At 64.1% G+C, this 16758-nt stretch carries 10 protein-coding genes; 7 read left to right on the top strand and 3 right to left on the bottom strand.

The annotated features are described in order from the left end of the window. Window positions 1–9: 9 nt before the first annotated feature. A complete protein-coding gene (locus tag QQL79_RS19040) occupies window positions 10–1065 on the top strand; it encodes an ABC transporter ATP-binding protein (RefSeq protein ID WP_284393549.1) in 1056 nt (351 codons plus the stop codon). Window positions 1066–1260: 195 nt separating this feature from the next. Here QQL79_RS19040 and QQL79_RS19035 read toward each other — a convergent pair whose 3' ends face one another. After that, window positions 1261–2286, bottom strand: a complete 1026-nt coding sequence (locus QQL79_RS19035; RefSeq protein ID WP_284393548.1) for a LacI family DNA-binding transcriptional regulator — start codon at window positions 2284–2286, stop codon at window positions 1261–1263. A 188-nt stretch (window positions 2287–2474) separates the two neighbouring features. Here QQL79_RS19035 and QQL79_RS19030 point away from each other — a divergent pair, with 188 nt between their 5' ends. The 4 genes from QQL79_RS19030 to pbpC all read left to right on the top strand — a co-directional run bounded on the left by QQL79_RS19030 (window position 2475) and on the right by pbpC (window position 12350). Then, window positions 2475–4145: a Na/Pi cotransporter family protein gene (locus QQL79_RS19030; protein ID WP_284393547.1), complete on the top strand. Its 1671-nt coding sequence runs from the start codon at window positions 2475–2477 to the stop codon at window positions 4143–4145. Further along, a complete protein-coding gene (locus QQL79_RS19025; protein ID WP_284393546.1) occupies window positions 4145–4630 on the top strand; it encodes an NUDIX hydrolase in 486 nt (161 codons plus the stop codon). The genes QQL79_RS19030 and QQL79_RS19025 overlap by 1 nt, the downstream gene beginning before the upstream one ends. Window positions 4631–4722: 92 nt before the next feature. Beyond that, entirely contained in the window at window positions 4723–10221 is a 5499-nt protein-coding gene (locus tag QQL79_RS19020) for an alpha-2-macroglobulin family protein (RefSeq protein WP_284393545.1), read from the top strand. Further along, window positions 10218–12350 carry a penicillin-binding protein 1C gene (gene pbpC, locus QQL79_RS19015; protein ID WP_284393544.1) on the top strand — a complete coding sequence of 711 codons (2133 nt, stop codon included), beginning with the start codon at window positions 10218–10220 and terminating at the stop codon, window positions 12348–12350. Before QQL79_RS19020 ends, pbpC begins: the two co-directional genes overlap by 4 nt. Window positions 12351–12484: 134 nt before the next feature. Here the strand turns inward: pbpC and QQL79_RS19010 are convergent, their stop codons facing one another. After that, window positions 12485–13141 (bottom strand): TetR/AcrR family transcriptional regulator, encoded by a 657-nt coding sequence (locus QQL79_RS19010; RefSeq protein ID WP_284393543.1) that lies wholly within the window; start codon window positions 13139–13141, stop codon window positions 12485–12487. Window positions 13142–13255: 114 nt separating this feature from the next. On the opposite strand from QQL79_RS19010, the gene QQL79_RS19005 reads away from it, so the two are divergent. Both QQL79_RS19005 and QQL79_RS19000 read left to right on the top strand, forming a co-directional pair. Next, window positions 13256–13639, top strand: coding sequence for a VOC family protein (locus tag QQL79_RS19005; protein ID WP_284393541.1), 384 nt, complete (start codon window positions 13256–13258; stop codon window positions 13637–13639). Further along, window positions 13636–14472, top strand: a complete 837-nt coding sequence (locus QQL79_RS19000) for an alpha/beta fold hydrolase (RefSeq protein WP_284393539.1) — start codon at window positions 13636–13638, stop codon at window positions 14470–14472. The genes QQL79_RS19005 and QQL79_RS19000 overlap by 4 nt, the downstream gene beginning before the upstream one ends. A gap of 103 nt (window positions 14473–14575) precedes the next feature. On the opposite strand, the gene QQL79_RS18995 is transcribed toward QQL79_RS19000, so the two are convergent. Next, entirely contained in the window at window positions 14576–16648 is a 2073-nt protein-coding gene (locus QQL79_RS18995) for a TonB-dependent receptor domain-containing protein (RefSeq protein ID WP_284393537.1), read from the bottom strand. Between the last annotated feature and the right edge of the window lie 110 nt (window positions 16649–16758).

Raw genomic sequence — 16758 nt, 5'->3', positions numbered from 1 at the left:
AGGAAAATCATGGCTGATGTTACCCTGCGCGGCATCCGCAAGTCCTATGGCTCGCTCGAAGTGGTGCATGGCGTCGATCTCGACATCAAATCGGGGGAGTTCGTGGTGTTTGTCGGCCCATCGGGCTGCGGTAAATCCACCTTGCTGCGGATGATTGCCGGGCTCGAGCCGATTTCGGGCGGCGAGATTTCCATCGGCGGCAAGGTGGTCAATGATGTGCCATCGCCCCAGCGTGGCATTTCCATGGTGTTCCAATCCTACGCGCTCTATCCGCATATGAGCGTCTACGAAAACATGGCTTTCGGGCTCAAGCTCGCCAAGACGCCCAAGGCGGAAGTGGACCAGCGGGTGCGCGAGGCGGCGCGGATCCTGCAGATCGAGAATTATCTCGATCGCATGCCCAAGGCGCTATCGGGCGGACAGCGCCAGCGCGTCGCCATTGGCCGCGCCATCGTGCGCAATCCCAAGGTTTTTCTGTTTGACGAGCCGCTGAGCAATCTCGACGCCTCGTTGCGTGCCCAGACCCGTATCGAGATCGCCAAGCTGCATGACACGCTCGACGCGACGATGATCTATGTGACGCACGATCAGGTCGAGGCCATGACACTGGCTGATCGCATCGTGGTGCTGAATGCCGGGCGGATCGAGCAGGTGGGTTCGCCGCTCGAACTCTATCGCAATCCGGTCAATACGTTCGTTGCGGGGTTCATTGCCAGTCAGCGCATGAATTTCATGCCGGTAACGGCCGAGGGCAATCAGCTGCGCCTGGCCGATGGCAAAGTGCTGGCCCTGTCGCATCCGCAATTGACCAAGGCCGTCACGCTGGGCGTGCGGCCCGAGCATCTGGAATTGGCCAGCCCCGAGACGGCTCATTTCAGCGGGACGCTGTCGGTGATCGAACAGTTCGGGGAATATGCCCTGGCCTATGTCGAGCTGGCCTCGGGCGAGTTGATGACGGTCAAACTGGATGGGGCGCCCGACCTGCAATTGCATGAGCAGGTGCATATCGGGCTGCCGGCCGATGGCGTGCATCTGTTTGACGCTGAGGGCAGGGCGCTAAGGTAGCCGTTGCGCGGAGCGACGATCCGCCCCGGACAACAAACAATCACCGTCTTTCCCTCGGGCTTGATCCGAGGGCCACTCCGGCTTTGCTCAAAGTGTCGTGCCTGGCCCAGCGGGCCCTCGGGTCAAGCCCGAGGGAGGCGATTGTGGGGAGGAGGGTTGGAGACCAATTACACGCCCTATGCGCCGGCCACTCAGTCAGGTCGTTTCCGGCCGCGGCAATACCGATTTGCGCCAGATCGGCACCGGTTTGATCGGCGGGACGGCGTGGGGCCAGTCGGCGGGGCCGGTTTGCGAGAGCAATTGGACGATGGCCTCGACCATTTCTTCCACCGGCTGGCGGAAGGTGGTGAGGCCGTAGGATTCCCAGCCGGCCTGTTCGATATCGTCGAAGCCGATAATGCTGACATCCTGGGGGACACGCAGGCTGAAGGCGTGGCGCGCCGCATCCATGAAGCCAAGGGCGAGCAGGTCGGTGACGCAGAAGACGCCATCGGGACCGCCGCTGCGGCTATAGAGCTGGCGGGCGGCCTCGGCGCCGGCGGCATAGCCGGTGGGCCCGGCCTTGACGACCGATGGGGCGAGGCCATCGGCCATGGCGGCAGCGAGGAAGGCGTTTTCGCGAGCCATAAGGCTTGGCGTGCCCGCGGTGGAGGAGACCACGGCAAGCTGCCGGCAGCCGGCGCGGCGCAGCAGGTGATAGGCTTCCTGCGCGGTCTCGGCATTCTCCACGGCCAGATTGGCCGGCCCCTCGATATGGTCGCTGCGGTTGATCAGGATGACGCGCTGGCCATTGGCGACGCAACTGGCGATCAATGAGGCATCGGGCGTGCCGGAGAGCACGATGACGCCATCGGCGCGGAAATTGAGCGTCTGGCGCAGGGCATTGGCAACGCTGGCGGCGTCGCCCGTGGTGTTGATCACCATGCCGATCTTGCCGATGGTCTGGAGCTGGCGGGTCATCTCGTCGAGCAGGCGCGCCTGATAGGGCGTCGGAATCTCGGAAACGATGATGCCGATGATATTGCTGCGGTCATGGGAGAGGCCGCGGGCCAGGTGGTTGACGTGGTAGCCCAGGGCGTCGGCGGCCTCGAGCACCTTCTTGCGGGTGGCTTCGGAAACGCTGGCGCCATCGGTAAAGGTGCGCGACACGGCCGAGCGCGACACGCCCGCCAGCCGCGCCACCGTCTCGGCGCTGACGAAACCCTTCTCCCTGGTATCCATCTGCTCTCCCACAGAATCTGCACGCCCGTGCATGGCAGCTTACTAACGCGGAGGGCAAAACTTGTCCAATACTGCCGATAGACCTGCTTAGCGGGGGTTAACGGCAAGTGGGACATTGACGCGCCATCGAAAGGGCGTAGTCTTTTGCAACCGTGTGCAACATTTGGATGTGCTTTTAACAGGTTTCAATGTCGTCAACCATTCATCTGATCGACCTTTTGGGGGCCGGGGCTCTCTTGATCTGGGGGCTGCGCCTGATCAAGACCGGGATCATGAATGCCTTTGGCGGCTCGCTGCGCCAATGGATCGGCAAGGGCACGGGCAATCGCTTCAAGGCGGCCATTTCGGGGCTACTGGCGACGCTGGCGTTGCAATCGAGCACGGCCACGGCGGTTATTACCGCCTCGTTTGCCAGCCGCGGCATTATTGCGCCGCGCATGGGCCAGGCGGTGATGCTGGGCGCCAATATCGGCACGGCAATCGCCGCGGTGATCCTGTCGATGGATGTGCATTGGGTCGGCTCTGCCATGATCCTGATCGGCGTCTTGACCTATTCGCTGAGCCATTATGCCAAGGGCAAGGGGATCGGCCGGGCCGCGCTGGGGCTGGGCCTCATGCTGCTGGCGCTGCAATTGCTCGGGCAGGTGACCGAGCCGCTGCGCGATTCCGAAATGGTGATCGCCGTGCTGTCGGGGTTGGGCGATGCGCCTGTCATTGCGCTGCTGCTGGCAACGGGCCTGGCCTTCATCGCCTCGTCGAGCCTGGCGGTGGTGCTGTTCGTCGCGCTACTGGCGCAATCGAGCCTGGTGACGCCGACACTGGCGGTAATCCTGGTGGCGGGGGCAAATCTGGGCGGAGCCATCCCGCCCTGGCTGGCCGTCTCGCGCGAGGGCGTCGAAGCGCGGCGGCTGACGCTGAGCAATCTCGTGGTGCGGGGCCTGGGCGCGGTGGCGCTGACCATTTTCGCCGCGCCGGTCGCCCATGGCCTCCTGGCCATATTGCCCAATGCCCATGTGCTGACCGTGGCCACCCATATCGGGTTCAGCCTCGTGCTGCTGGTGGTATTCCTGCCGCTGCTCGATCCGGTGGCGCGGCTGACGGCGCGGCTGGTTCCGGCCCCAGCGCATGCCGAGGAAGGGCCGAGCTATCTCGACGATGGCGCGCTCGATACGCCCGCCATCGCCCTGGCCGTGGCGGCGCGGGAAACCCTGCGGGTGGGAGACCTCGTCGGCAAGATGCTGGAAACCAGCCTCAACGGGTTGATGCAGAACGATCCGGCGCTGCGCGACAAGCTGGGCGGGTTCGACGACGATGTCGATGCGCTGCAGGAAGCGATCAAGCTTTATCTCGCCAAGCTGGGGCGGGGCGCTCTCGATGCCGAGGACGACCGGCGGGCGGGGGAGATCGTCTCCTATGCCATCAACCTTGAACATATCGGGGACATTATCGACCGGGGCCTGTGCGAACAGGCAATCAAGATGGCGCAGCGCAAGCTCAAATTCTCGCCCGAGGGCCTGGCCGAAATCCAGGAAATGTACGCCAAGACCATCGACAATCTGCGGCTGTCGCAATCGGTGTTCTTTGGTCGCGACCCCGAACTGGCGCGGGCACTGATGGCCGGCAAGGTCGAAATCCGCCGGCTCGAAGCGGCGTCGAGCGAACGCCATCTGCAACGGGTGCGGGCGCTGCGCAGCGAAACGCTCGAAACCAGCACGCTGCATCTCGATATCCTGCGCGATCTCAAGCGCATCAACGCGCATCTGGCTTCGGTTGCCGTGCCCATTCTCGAGCAGATGGGCGTGCTGAGCGAAAGCCGTTTGTTGCAGCCGGCAGGTCCGGCCGCCGAGGGACATGAATAATGGGGATCAAGGCACCGGTCATGGACAAACCGGGTATTGGCGAAACGCCACTCGATTTTGCCGAGCAGTTCGCAACCCTGCCCTGGCGGATCGGCCGGGCGGGTACGCTGGAAGTGCTGCTGGTGACCTCGCGCGTCAGCGGACATTGGCTCTTGCCCAAGGGCTGGCTGATGCGCGGTAAATCGGCGATGGAATCGGCCGAGATCGAGGCCTTCGAGGAAGCGGGCATCGAGGGCAAGATGCGCGGCGATCCGATCGGCAGCTTCAGCTATAACAAGGTGCTCAAGACCGGAGAGACATTGCCCTGCCGGGTTACGGTATTCAGTCTCAAGGTTAAGAAATTGCTCGATGAATGGCCCGAAAGCTGCCAGCGCGAAAGACGCTGGTTTGACCTCAATGCGGCGGCCGATGCCGTATATGAGCCGCAATTGCGGGATTTCCTTCTCGGCCTGAGCCGGGCCGAGCCTATCGCGTTGTTGCGGTAACACAATTCCGCGTTTCCGACGCCGTTCGCTTTACCGGCATGGCGGTGCCTTCTATGGTGGTGCCGCGAGTGGGTATGGAGAGGGCTGGGGTTATGGGCAAGCTGAGGGCAATCGGCTGGTTTGGCGTGCTTGCGCTTATGGGGCTGGGTCTCGTGAATGCGCAGGCGGCGGACGTCAAAGTGACGCTGCTGGAGAATACCGACCTGCCGGGGTTCGACTATTCCATAGTTCGGGATACCGAACTTGAGGCCTGCCGCACGGCCTGCGTGGATGACAATATCTGCCGCGCCTTTACCTTCAACGCGCAATCGAACTGGTGTTTCCTCAAGGGCAATGCCGGGGAAGTGGCCGAATTCAACGGCGCCACGTCAGGCCGGGTGAGCCGGGCGCCGACGCCCGCCGCCACCGAAGCGGCTCGCCAGTCCGAGCTGCCCTTTCCGCCGCAGGACCTGATCTACCAGGCCAAGGGCTTTGCCGAATCCCTGCCCAATACCGATGCCCCGCCGCCCAAGACCAGCTATGCCGAATTGATCGCGGCCGCCGAGCAGGCCGTTGCCGACGAAAATCCGGCCGGAGCCATGGTGGCGTTCCGCCAGGCGCTGGCGATCAACAGCAATGACCGCGATGTGTGGCAGCAGCTGGCCGATGTGGCGCTGGCCCGGGCGGAAGCGGTGGCCGGACAGGCCGAGGGCGACAATAGCTATGACATGGCGACGGTGGGCATATCGGCATCCATGAATGCCTTCCTGCGCTCGACCGAGCGCGACGACCGGGCCCATTCACTGGCCGCCCTGGCCCAGGGCATGGAATATCGCAGCATGTGGCGCGAGGTGATCGCGACCTATCGCGCGAGCCTGGCACTGGCGCCCAGCAAACAATTGCAGGCGCATCTGGACGATGTGATCGCCCAGCACGGCTTCCGCATTACCAGCCATGAGGTGGATTCCGAATCCGCCTCGCCGCGCATCTGCGTGGTGTTTTCCGATCCATTGCCTACGGGCGATACCGATCTTTCCGGCTATGTGGTGGTGCCCAATGCGCCGCAGGTGGCTGTGGAGACTGAGCAGAGCCAGATCTGCATCGATGGGCTGCAGCATGGCGCCCGCTATGCCATTCAGGTTCGGGCCGGACTGCCATCGGCCGATGGCGAGACGCTGCGCAAGGACGTCAAGCTCGACGTCTATGTGCCCGATCGCTCACCCTTCGTGGCCTTTGCCAATAATGCCTATGTGATGCCGGCTGGCCTTGGTGGCGGGCTGCCGATCACCTCGGTCAATGCCGAAACGGCCGATGTGATGATCTATCGCATCGGGGACCGCTCCATCGCTGCGGCGGTGCGCGACGGGATTTTCCAGGGCTCGCTCACCGGTTATTCGGCTGAGAATGTCGCCGACCAATATGGCGAGAAAATCTGGGACGGGAAGGTCGATCTGGCCAAGGGGGCGGCCAATGCGCTGACCACCACGGCCATTCCGGTTTCCGATGTGCTCAAGGATATTCCGCCCGGCGCCTATGTGGTGACGGCCAAGGTGGCCGATAGCGAGGCCGATTATTGGGATAGCCTGGCCACGCAATGGTTCATCGTCTCCAATCTGGGGCTGACCACGATTGCGGGCGATGATGGCGTGCATGCCTTTGTGCGTGGCCTGGACGATGCCAAGCCACGCGCCGGGATCGATGTGCGGCTGGTGGCGGTCAATAATGAGATTTTGGGCGAAGCGGTGACCGATGCCGATGGCCGCGCGGTCTTCGCGCCGGGCCTGGCCCGCGGCACGGGCGGCAAGGCGCCGCAATTGCTGGTGGCCGAGACCGAGGATGGCGACTATGCCTTCCTCGATCTGTCCAAGCCCGCCTTCGACCTGACCGACCGCGGCGTTGAGGGGCGGCCTTCGCCGGGGCCGCTCGACCTGTTCGCGACGACCGAGCGCGGTGTCTACCGGCCGGGGGAAACGGTCTATCTCACCGCCATCCTGCGCGATGCGCGGGCGCAGGCGGTCAAGGACCTGCCACTGACCATTGAAGTGGAGCGCCCCGACGGCGTGGTGGCGAGCCGCGATGTGCTGCGCGATGGCGGGGCCGGTGGCTATTTCACCGCGCTGCCCATGGTGGGCGATGCGATGCGCGGCTCCTGGACCGTGCGGCTCTATGCCGATCCCAAGGGGCAGGCGCTGACCAGCGTTGCCTTCCTCGTCGAAGATTTCGAGCCCGAGCGGCTGGCCTTCGATATCACTGCGCCGGATGCGCCGGTCGAGACCGGCGTCGAGACGCCGATCGATGTCACGGCAAAGTATCTTTATGGCGCCACGGCGCCGGGCCTGTCGGTGGAAGCCGATGCGGTGATCCGGCCGCGGACAACGCTGGCGGATTTCCCCGGCTATACGTTCGGCCGGGTGGATGACACGATCGAAACCAATCGCGAGCCGCTGGGCGTAGTTGGTACCACCGACGAGGCCGGCAAGGCCGTGGCGGCGGTGACGCTGCCTGAGCCGCAATCGACGACGCGGCCGCTGGAAGCCCAGATCATCCTGCGGCTGGTCGATAGCAATGGCCGCACGGTCGAGCGTTCGCTGACGCGGCCGGTATTGGCCGATGTCGATCGGATCGGCATCAAGCCGGCCTTTACCGATGCCTCGGGCCTGGAAGAAGGATCCAAGGCTGAATTCGATATCGTGACGGTTTCGCCCGAGGGTGAAATCATCGCCAAGAGCGGGCTCAACTGGACGCTGTCGCGCATCGAAACCAATTATCAGTGGTATCGTGACGGCAGCACGTGGAAGTGGGAAGCCATTACCACGACGCGCGAAGTCGCCAATGGCACGCTCGATACCGTGGATGGCGGGCCGGCCCGGATCGGCGCCAATGTCGATTGGGGCCGCTATCTGCTCGATATCGAGAGCGAGGGGCCCAACCCGACCTCGTCGAGCTATGATTTCTATGCCGGCTATTATTATGCCGATGCTGGCAGCGATACGCCCGATACCCTGCAGGTGGCGCTGGACAAGCCGGCCTATCGCGCGGGGGAAACCGCCAATCTCAAGCTCGATCCGCAATTTGCGGGGACCGCGCTGGTGATGGTGGTGGATAACCGCATCATCGACATGGTCGCCGTCGAGGTGCCCGAGGGCGGCACAACGGTGCCGCTACAGGTCACCGAGCAATGGGGGCCGGGCGCCTATGTGACGGCGGTGCTCTATCGTCCGTCCGACGCCAATGAAAAGCGTATGCCCTCGCGGGCGCTGGGGCTGGCCTTTGCCGATGTCGAGCCGGGCGATCTCAGGCTCGCCACGACCATCGAGGCGCCCAAGGAAACGCTGCCGCGCCAGAGCTTCACCGCCACGGTCAAGCTGGGCAATGTGGCGGCGGGGCAGAAGGCCTATGTGGCCGTTGCCGCTGTCGATCTGGGCATTCTCAACCTCACCAATTTCCAGGTGCCGGCACCCGATGACTGGTATTTCGGCCAGCGGCAGCTCGGCATGGAAATCCGCGATCTCTATGGTCTGCTGATCGACCCGACCCAGGGCCTGCCGGGCGCCATGCGCTCGGGTGGCGATGGCGGGGCCTCGCGGCTGGGCACGCCGCCGCCCACTTCGGTGCTGGTGGCGCTGCATTCGGGCATTGTCGAGGTCGATGCCGAGGGCAATGCGTCCGTCACCTTCGAGATGCCGGACTTTTCCGGCACGGTGCGGCTGATGGCCATGGCCTGGACCGATACGGCCGTCGGCCATACTTCGGCCGATGTCATCGTGCGCGACCCGGTGGTGGTGACGCTGAGCCCGCCGCGCTTCCTGCGCGTGGGCGATGAATCGCGCCTTCTGGTCGAGGTCAACAATGTCAGTGGGGCCGCGGGCAGCTATGGCGTTGCCCTCAGCACCGGCGAGGGCATTGCGACCGATGCTGAAAACCAGGATGTCGAACTGGCACAGGGGGCGCGAACTTCGCTCGACCTCAGCCTTACCGGCACGGGGATCGGCGATTGGCCCGTGGTGCTGACCATTACGGCGCCCGATGGCACGGTGCAGAAGAAGGAGCTGACGCTGGGCGTGCGGGCCAAGAGCGGTCCGGTGACGACCAGCCGGGTGGTTCCCATTCCGGCCGGACAGACGGTGCGCATCGAGGACAGCTATTTCGATAGCTATATGGCCAATACCGGGGCGCTCACGCTGGCCGTGGGTCCGCTGGCGCGGCTCGATGTGCCAAGCCTGCTGCTCTCGCTTGACCGCTATCCCTATGGCTGCGCCGAGCAGACCTCGAGCCGTGCCCTGCCGCTGCTGTATCTCAACGAAGTGGCCAGCATGATCGGGGTGGGCAATGACGACAAGCTCAACGAGACGGTGACCAAGGCCATCGCCTCGACCCTGGCCAAGCAGACGTCCACCGGCGGCTTCGGCCTCTGGGGGCCGTTCGATGGCGGGGATCTGTGGCTGGACGCCTATGTCACCGACTTCCTGATCCGGGCCAAGGCGGAAGGCTATGCCGTGCCGGAGGAAGCCATGAACATGGCGCTGGACAATCTCTCCAACCAGCTCTCCTACGCCACCGACTTCGACAATGGCGGAGAAGCCATCGCCTATGCACTGCACGATCTGGCCCGTGCCGGCCGTGCCGCCATCGGCGATCTGCGCTATTACCTCGAAGCCCGGCTCGATGCCTTCGCTTCGCCGCTGGCCAAAGCCCAGCTCGGCGCGGCGCTGGCGCTTTATGGCGATACGACCCGCTCGGAAACCGCGTTCCTGGCCGCTGTCGAGGATCTGCGCAAGGCCGACCAGCCCAATCGCTATCGCTCGGACTATGGCAGCCTGTTGCGCGACACGGCGGGCGTGCTGACGCTGGCGGCCGAGTTCAAGCCGGCCGGTGTCGATATCACGCTTCTGACCAGCCAATTGGCAAAGCTGCGCGACCGGGCCCGCTATACCTCGACCCAGGAAGACAGCTGGACGCTGCTGGCGGCTGCGGCCGTGGGCCGCGACAGCACGGATGGCTCGATCTCGATCGATGGGGAGGCCCTGACCGGGCCGGTCTATCGCCGCATCGAGCAGGAAGCGCTGGAAGCGGCGGCAGTCGAAATCACCAATAATGGCTCGACCGATACGGAAGCCAAGGTGACCGTAACAGCGATTCCGGAAACGCCGCCGCCGGTTTCGAGCAATGGCTTCACCATCACGCGGGAATATTTCCTGCCCGATGGCACGAGCATCGATCCGCAGGCCGCGCCAATTGCCCAGAACGAGCGGCTGGTGGTGCTGTTGACCGTCAAGCCGGAGCATCTGGGCTCGGGGCAATATGTGATTGCCGATCCGCTGCCGGCGGGCTTCGAGATCGAAAATCCCGATCTGTCGGCGGGCGGTGGTGTCTCCGATTTCGCCTGGCTCACGGTCGATGGCCCAACCCATGTGGAATCGCGCACCGACCAGTTCGTCGCCGCCTTCCGCTATTTCTCCGATATCGGGACGTTCAAGACTGCCTATATGGTCCGCGCCGTTTCGCCCGGCGGCTTCACCCTGCCGGGGGCGACGGTGGAGGATATGTATCGGCCCGAATTCCGGGCCAATAGCGCGGCCGGCCGGATCGAGGTTACCCAAGCGGGGCCATGACCGAGCAGGGGGCACCAGCCAAAGGCAGCAAATCGCGCTGGCGGCGGCTGGTGCTCGCCCTGTGCCTGGTGGCCGGCGGGCTCACCGCCGGCGGCGCGCTCTATATGCGCTCGGTGATCGGGGAGATATCAGCGAGCCTGCCGCCCACGCCCGAGCTGGCGAGCCTGCCGGTCTCGGTAGCGGTGGTGGATCGGGACGGGCAATTGCTGCGCCCCTTCACCACGGCCGATGGCCGCTGGCGGCTGCCGGTCACCATTGCGCAGGTCGACAGGCGGTTCCTCGATATGCTGGTGGCCTATGAGGATCGCGGCTTTGCCGGCCACCATGGCGTCGAATGGGGCGCCATGCTGCGGGCGGCCGGGCAATATGTTGGGGCAGGGGGCAATATCGTCTCGGGCGGCTCGACCCTTACCATGCAGGTGGCGCGGCTGATCGAGGGGGCACCGACGCGCAATCTCTGGGGTAAGCTGCGCCAGATGGTGCATGCCGATAGCCTTGAGCGGCAATTGAGCAAGGACCAGATTCTCAATCTCTACCTGACCCTGGCGCCTTACGGCGGCAATATCGAGGGCATCCGGGCCGCGAGCCTGGCCTATTTCGGCAAGGAGCCGACACGGCTGACCACGGCCGAGGCGGCGTTATTGGTGGCCCTGCCGCAATCGCCCGAGGCGCGGCGGCCCGACCGCGACCCCGATGCTGCACGGCGCAGCCGCGACATGGTGCTGGACCGGCTGGTGGCGGCGGGGGCCATTGCGGCGGAAGAAGCCGAGGCCGCCAAGCACGAGCCCATTCCGGTGGCTCGCAAGCAATTTCCCATGCTGGCCAGCCATATGGCCGAGCAGGCCCTGCGGGCGCAGCCAGGCGTGCAGCAGATCGGGCTCACCGTCGATAAAAGACTGCAGGATGCGCTGGAGCGGTTGGGCGCGGCGCGGGCGCGCCAGCTCGATCCCAAGGTTTCCGTCGCCATTGTCGCCGCCGATATCCAGACCGGGGAGGTCCTGGCCTCGGTCGGTTCGGCCGGATTGTTCAATGCCGAGAGCGCCGGCTATGTCGACATGACTTCGGCGGTCCGCTCGCCGGGTTCGACGCTCAAACCCCTGATCTATGGGCTGGCGTTCGAACTGGGCCTGGCCCATCCCGAAAGCCTGATCGAAGACCGGCCCACCGCCTTTGGCGGCTATGTGCCGGTCAATTTCGACGGCTTCAGCCGGGGCACGGTGACGATCAGGCAGGCGCTGACGGAATCTCTCAATATCCCGGCCGTAGTGGTGCTGGATGCGGTGGGGCCGTCGCGGCTGATTTCTCGCATCAAGCGGGCCCATGCCGATCCGCGCCTGCCGGTCAATACGGCGCCGAGCCTGGCCGTGGGCCTAGGTGGGGTCGGGATCACGCTACGCGATCTGGTGTCCATCTATGGCGCGATCGCTCGGGGTGGCTCGCCCATGGATCTGCATGACGGGGTAAGGCCCGATACGACGCTGGCCTTCGAAAAGGCGGCGCCGGTGCTCGATCCGGTTTCGGCCTGGTATGTCGCCGATATCCTGGCCGATGTGCCGCCCCCGCTCAACGGCTCGCCTGGCCGCATCGCCTACAAGACCGGCACCTCCTACGGCTATCGCGATGCCTGGGCCATTGGCTTTGACGGCAAGACGGTGATCGGCGTCTGGGTGGGGCGGCCCGATGGGGCGCCCGTGCCGGGGCTATCGGGGATTACCGGGGCTGCGCCGATCCTGTTCGAGGCTTTCGACCGGCTGGGCAATCGCGCGGCGCCCTTGCGCAAGGCGCCGCCGGGGGTACTCTTTGCTTCCAATACCCAATTGCCGGCGCCGCTGCGCCGGTTCCGCCACCCCAATGAAGATGTGGTGGCGCGCGATGCAGCGCCAAAAATCGCCTTTCCGGCCGATGGGGTGGATGTCGATCTGGGTCTGGCCTCGGGCAGTATGGCTTCGCTCATGGTGAAGGTGCGCGACGGCGTGCCGCCCTTCACCTTCTTTGCCAATGGCGCGCCTTTCGGCCGCTCCGCCTTTGCCCGCCAGAATGCCTGGCAACCCGATGGCGCGGGTTATGTAACGCTCTCGGTGGTGGATGCCGAGGGGCGGGGGGACAAGGTTACGGTGTTTTTGAATTAGGGGTGCTTGGATACGATGTGTCCCAACCCACCGTTGCGTCCTCGGGCTTGACCCGAGGATCACTCGCCGCTGGGTGCCGGGCTGACAGTGGCCCTCGGGTCGAGCCCGAGGGAGAGGCGGCGGGTGGGAAGGGTTCAGCGCGGGGACCTATTCTTCCCATAAGCCGTCAAAAACACCCGCACCCCCTCTGCCGCATGGCGGCGCAATTCGGCTTCGGAGGGGATGGCGTGATCGCCCAGCAGCATGGCGCGGTTGACCGGTTCGGCCATGACCAGCCAGTTGAAATTGGAGGCGGCGATGGCCGGATCGTCGAGGTCGAGCATGCCGCGCTCGGCCAGGCGGGCAAAGGCGGCGGCCATGGCTGCCATGGCGCGCTGGGGGCCGCGTTCGTAGAGCACCTTGGCCAGTTCCGGGAAGCGGCTGACCTCGCCGATCACCAGGCGCCGCAATTGCATGAGGCGCGGCGTCAGCACGATCAGGAGCTGGCGGACGGCATAATCGAGCAGGTAATCGGCGACATCGGCACCGTCGGGCAGGTCGGCGATCTGGTTGTGCACGCTATCACCGGCCCGGCCGGTCATGGAGGTGACGATCTCGATAAAGAGCGCTTCCTTGCTGGAAAAGTGCTTGTAGACCGTCTGCTTGGAGACTTCGGACAGGGCGGCGATCTCGTCCATATTGGTGCCGAGATAGCCGCTTTTGAGAAAGATCTCGGTCGCCGCCGCCAGGATGGCCTGGCGTTTTTGTTCGGAGCGGGTCGGGGGTGCCGAACCCTCAGTCGTGGTGCTCATTGTCCATCCGTCCATTTGCCGGGATCTCGACTCGGCTTGACAGAATAGTACTGGACAGTCTAGTTTGATGCAATATCAGTACTGGACGGTCTAGTACACGACAGGGAGATGACGATGCATATCCAGTTTGCCGAGCTTGCCGTATTCGACCAGGACCGGGCCAAGGCCTTCTATCTCGCCCATCTGGGCTGTTCGGTGGCGGCCGATGTGCCGATGAGCGCCGATGGCTGGCGCTGGATCGAGCTTAAGTTTCCCGGCGCCGAGACGGCGCTGCATTTCGTGCGGCGGCGGGACGAGACGCCGTCGGCCGAGCCGGTCCTGGTGCTGATCGATGCCGATGTCGCCGGCCGCACCGCGGCGCTCAAGGCCGGTGGCGTCGAGATCGTCACCGAGCCGCAGGCGGCGCCCTATGATCCGGGGCTGACTGTTGCTGAATTTCGCGACAGCGAGGGCAATCGTCTGGTGCTGAGCAGCCCGCGCGGGGAGGAAAAGCCATGAGCGGGGCGGTGACGCAGTCGGTGCTCAAGGTTCCGGGCGCCAATATCTATTACGAGAAGCGGGGAGAGGGGCCGCTTGTGCTTGTTATTCCTGGCGGACCGCAGGATGCGGGCGTCTTCGACGGGCTGGCCGGGCATCTGGCCGAGCATTTTACGGTCGTGGCCTATGATCCGCGCGGCAATTCGCGCAGTCATTTCGATGGCGTGCCCCAGCCGCTGTCGGTCGATGAGCAGGCCGACGATGCGGCGGCGCTGATCGCGGCTTTGGGGCAGGGGCCCGCTTTTGTGTTCGGCACCAGCGGCGGGGCGCAGATCGGGTTCAACCTGGCGGCCCGCTATCCGGACAGGGTGCGGACCCTGGTGGCGCATGAGCCGCCTGCCATGATGCTGCTCGATGATCCCAGCGAGATGCTGGCCGCCGACCAGGGCTTGTACGACACCTATCGGCGCGATGGCGTCGAGGCGGCCATGGGGCAGTTCTTCGCCGAAAACGGGCTGGGGGGCGAGGCGGGAGAGGATATGCCCGAATTCGACATGCCGCCCGAGGCGGCCGAAACCTTTGCGCGGGTCAGCGGGAATTTCGAATATTGGCTGGCCCATGGCATGCTGCCGCTGGGGCGCTATCGCCCCGATATCGCGGTTTTGCGGGCGGGTAGCCCCAAGATCGTGGTGGCGATCGGGGCGGAATCGGCGGGCCAGCCGATCGAGGCCATGAGCCTGGCGGTGGCAAAGGGGCTCGGCACGGAGCCGGTGGCGTTTCCGGGCGATCATATGGGCTTCGAACCGCATGCCGAGGCTTTTGCGGAAAGCCTGCGGGAGGCGTTTGCGAGGTAGGCTTTTGCCATCATGTCATTCTAGAGACGCGGTGGGTGCTGGAAGGTTTGCTCTGGCCCAATGAAAAAAAGGCCCCGGATTTTCATCCGGGGCCTGCTGGTCTTTACCAGTCGAATTGCTTGGCCAGGGTTACCTTGAAGGTGCGGCCCAGCGAGCGGTCGGGGGTCTGGTTGTCGCGGTAATCGGCATTGAAGATATTGTCGATACCGAAGCGCAGTTCGCTGCCTTCCAGCGGCCCGGTGGTGGGCTTCCAGGAGGCGAACAGATCGAGCGTGGCATAGGCGGGGGTACCTGCCGCGCCGCCGGCCGCCGGGGTCACACCGGTTTCGGTCGAGGCCGCGAAGGTGGCCTTGGCGCCATATTCGATACCATATTCCGGATCGCGCCCGCCCACGGTCACCACCAGCTTATGGGCCGGGATCGAGGTGAGGGCCGCGCCGGTAATGTCGTTCTTGCCGACGGTTGCGGTATAGGCGACACGACCGAACAGACGTTCGGACTCGTAGGCGCCTTCCACTTCTACGCCGTAGATCGTGGCTTCGCCGACATTGCGATAATAGGTATTGCCGGCAACGCGGGGCGAAACTTCGATGAGGTTGGTCAGGTCGCTGTAAAAGCCGGTGACCTTGACGCTGGCCTGGTCGCCTTCCTGGATCAGCTCATAGCCCGAAAGAGCGAAACCAGCCTCGTAATTGTTCGAGCTTTCCTTTTCGAGACCCAGGCTGGGTGAGCGCAGAGTGTCATATTGGTAAAGCTCGTCCAGTGTGGGCAGGCGTTGGGTGTGCGCCACTGAACCGAAGACCGAGAAGTTGTCGTTGACGTCGTAGATTGCCGCAATCTTGGGCGAGAGCGCGACGTCCTCGATATTATGTTCGCCCTTGGAGGTTTCCTCCGGAGTCTGCCAGACGAAATCGGCGCGGCCGCCGGCAATGATAGTCAGGCGATCATCATAGACGGCTTCGTTCTGCGCGAAGACGCCAAGACGCGTGTCCTGGCCTTCGGGATGGGTGGTGATGGCCGGGTTGGGAACCGGGAGCGTCGTGAAAGCGATGCGGTCCTGATAGCTGCCCTGAACACCATAGGTCAGGTAATGCATCCAGTCTCCGAGATCAAATTCGGAGGTATTCTGGATATTGGCCTGCCAGGTCCGGTAGCCATATTCGGCATCGCCGATATTGCCGACTGCCGAATTGGACTGGGTCACGTAGGTATCCGAGAAGGACAGATTGGCCTTGAGGTCGACCCAGGGATTATCACTATCGGCATTCTCGTAGCTCAGGACAGCGGTCTGGTCGACCACTTCACGGTCGACCAGACCGAACTGGGCCACGGTGCCGGTCTGGGCGTAATCCTGGTTGTCGGCATCGCTGCTCCAGCGCTGGTAGGACAGGCGCAGGACCTGTTCGTCGTTTTCGCCGAACCGGGCCGTACCCTTGATCAGGCCTGAAAGGGCGCTGAATTCGGAGCCGGAAAGCTCGTTGCCATTGGCCAGGTCGAAATTGTTCGAGCGACGCCAATTGCCGGCGGCGAGGATGTCAAAGCTCTCATTGACCTGCTGGGCGACGATGCCGGAAAGCAGCGTGCCATTGCCGTTGGAGCTGTACTGCGTCTTGAGGCGGGCGGCGCCGGTATGGCCGTCTGTGATGAAGTCGGAGGCGTCCTTGGTGGTGAAATTGATCACCCCGCCCAGCGCGCCTGCACCATAAAGAGTGGAGGAAGCGGGGCCGCGCAGCACTTCGACCTGCTTGTAAAGCTCGGGATCGGAGAAGAACGAGCCCATGCGGTATTGCTCGTAGAACTTCTTGGCGCCGTCGACATTGATGATGATGCGGGATTCATCGCCCGAGGTCTCGGCCGTGCCGATGCCGCGGATGTTGAAGGACTCGCCGAAAATGCGGTCCGAGCCGATGATGGAGACACCCGGCACGGTGCTCAGCACATCGGCAATGCTGGTGGCCTGTGTGGCATCGATATCGGCCTGATTGACCACCGTCACGGCCTGCGGCGTGTCGATGGCGACCTTGGGCGCCCCCGCCCCGATCACCAGACGCTCCAGCAGCGTGATATTGCTTGCATTCGTTGTGGTGGTGGATTGGGCGAAAGCGCCCATAGTTCCAACCACACCCAGCGCTGCGCCGCACATCAGTGCGGCCGCATGCGACCTGACCAGCCCCATCGTTAACTCCAATAGTCCTTTGTTTGTCGATTGGCTGGCGGCTGGCTGGCTGGTTCGTGATCCGGTCTTTAAAGCTGACTCTTAAAATCACCTATTGCGTCCTGTAATTA

It is taken from the genome of Devosia yakushimensis, from assembly GCF_030159855.1.
Classification (GTDB): domain Bacteria; phylum Pseudomonadota; class Alphaproteobacteria; order Rhizobiales; family Devosiaceae; genus Devosia; species Devosia yakushimensis.
This window is presented reverse-complemented; position numbering and strand designations above follow the sequence as displayed.

Excerpts from the sequence above, each read along its gene's own strand:
- QQL79_RS19040 (WP_284393549.1), top strand. The coding sequence starts at position 10 with ATGGCTGATGTTACCCTGCGCGGCATCCGCAAGTCCTATGGCTCGCTC.
- QQL79_RS19035 (WP_284393548.1), bottom strand. The coding sequence starts at position 2,286 with ATGGATACCAGGGAGAAGGGTTTCGTCAGCGCCGAGACGGTGGCGCGG.
- QQL79_RS19030 (WP_284393547.1), top strand. The coding sequence starts at position 2,475 with ATGTCGTCAACCATTCATCTGATCGACCTTTTGGGGGCCGGGGCTCTC.
- QQL79_RS19025 (WP_284393546.1), top strand. The coding sequence starts at position 4,145 with ATGGGGATCAAGGCACCGGTCATGGACAAACCGGGTATTGGCGAAACG.
- QQL79_RS19020 (WP_284393545.1), top strand. The coding sequence starts at position 4,723 with ATGGGCAAGCTGAGGGCAATCGGCTGGTTTGGCGTGCTTGCGCTTATG.
- pbpC (WP_284393544.1), top strand. The coding sequence starts at position 10,218 with ATGACCGAGCAGGGGGCACCAGCCAAAGGCAGCAAATCGCGCTGGCGG.
- QQL79_RS19010 (WP_284393543.1), bottom strand. The coding sequence starts at position 13,141 with ATGAGCACCACGACTGAGGGTTCGGCACCCCCGACCCGCTCCGAACAA.
- QQL79_RS19005 (WP_284393541.1), top strand. The coding sequence starts at position 13,256 with ATGCATATCCAGTTTGCCGAGCTTGCCGTATTCGACCAGGACCGGGCC.
- QQL79_RS19000 (WP_284393539.1), top strand. The coding sequence starts at position 13,636 with ATGAGCGGGGCGGTGACGCAGTCGGTGCTCAAGGTTCCGGGCGCCAAT.
- QQL79_RS18995 (WP_284393537.1), bottom strand. The coding sequence starts at position 16,648 with ATGGGGCTGGTCAGGTCGCATGCGGCCGCACTGATGTGCGGCGCAGCG.